At 66.8% G+C, this 1,556-nt stretch carries 2 protein-coding genes; both read right to left on the minus strand.

All coding sequences use genetic code 11. The annotated features are described in order from the left end of the window. The coding region (gene treS, locus BIV25_RS45740) for a maltose alpha-D-glucosyltransferase (RefSeq protein ID WP_071378530.1) at nt 1–1,195 on the minus strand (1,195 nt) is incomplete at its 3' end. Continuing rightward, nucleotides 1,192–1,556, minus strand: a 365-nt coding sequence (locus BIV25_RS45745; protein WP_143076846.1) for a DUF3459 domain-containing protein, incomplete at its 5' end; no start/stop codon positions are given. The genes treS and BIV25_RS45745, both read right to left, overlap by 4 nt.

The following is a 1,556-nucleotide window of genomic DNA, read 5'->3' on the forward strand; positions in this document are numbered from 1 at the left end:
CGATCTCGTCGCCGTAGTAGAGGATCGGCGAGCCGGGCAGGGAGAGCAGGAGCGCGGTGAACAGTTCGATCTGGTTGCGGTCGTTGTCGAGGAGGGGGGCGAGGCGGCGGCGGATGCCGATGTTGGCGCGCATCCGCGGGTCCTTGGCGTATTCGGCCCACATGTAGTCGCGTTCCTCGTCGGTGACCATTTCGAGGGTGAGCTCGTCGTGGTTGCGCAGGAAGATGCCCCACTGGCACTTCGAGGGGATCGCGGGGGTCTTGGCGAGGATTTCCGAGACCGGGTAGCGCGATTCGCGGCGTACGGCCATGAAGATGCGTGGCATGACGGGGAAGTGGAAGGCCATGTGGCACTCGTCGCCGCCGGTGCCGTAGTCGCCGAAGTAGTCGACGACGTCCTCGGGCCACTGGTTGGCCTCCGCCAGCAGCACGGTGTCCGGGTACATCGCGTCGATCTCCCGGCGGACGCGCTTGAGGAAGGCGTGCGTGGCGGGCAGGTTCTCGCAGTTGGTGCCCTCCTCGGCGTAGAGATAGGGGACCGCGTCCAGCCGGAACCCGTCGATGCCGAGGTCGAGCCAGAACTTCAGGGCCGCCAGGACCTCCTCCTGCACGGCGGGGTTCTCGTAGTTGAGGTCCGGCTGGTGCGAGAAGAAGCGGTGGAAGTAGTACTGGCCGCGCACCGGGTCGAAGGACCAGTTGGAGGCCTCGGTGTCGACGAAGATGATCCGGGCGTCCTCGTACCGCTTGTCGTCGTCGGCCCACATGTAGTAGTCGCCGTAGGGGCCGTCGGGATTCCTGCGGGACTCCTGGAACCACGGGTGCTGGTCGCTGGTGTGGTTCATGACGAAGTCGATGATGACGCGCATGCCGCGCTGGTGGGCGGCGTCCACGAACTCCACGAAGTCGGCGAGGTCGCCGAACTCGGGCAGGACGGCCGTGTAGTCGGAGACGTCGTAACCGCCGTCCCGCAGCGGTGACTTGAAGAACGGCGGCAGCCACAGGCAGTCCACACCGAGCCACTGCAGATAGTCCAGCTTCGCCGTCAGGCCCTTCAGGTCGCCGATGCCGTCGCCGTTGCTGTCCTGGAAGGAGCGGACCAGGACCTCGTAGAAGACGGCGCGTTTGAACCAGTCCGGGTCACGGTCCCCCGCGGGCGTGTCCTCGAACGTGTCGGGTACGGGTTCGTTGACGGTCATGACGCTGCGGGCCCTCCGATCTGGGGCGTCGATCGCCCGACGTGGAGCAGGTGCGCCGGCGCGTCGCCGGGCGTGAGACGCACGTAGTTGGTCCTGCCCCAGTGGAACGTCTCGCCCGTCAGTTCGTCGTGTACGGACAGGGCGGCGTCCCAGTCCAGGCCGAGTTGCGGCATGTCCAACGAGACCGTGGCCTCCTGGGTGTGATGCGGGTCGAGGTTGACGACCACGATGACCGTGTCCGTCCCCGTGCTCTTGCTGTAGGCGAGCACGGCGTCGTTGTCGGTCGGGTGGAAACGCAGATTCCGCAGGCGCTGTAGCGCGGGGTGCCGGCGCCGGAGGGTGTTGAGCCGGGTGATGAGGG

The sequence above is a fragment of the Streptomyces sp. MUSC 14 genome (genome assembly GCF_001866675.1).
Lineage (GTDB): Bacteria > Actinomycetota > Actinomycetes > Streptomycetales > Streptomycetaceae > Streptomyces.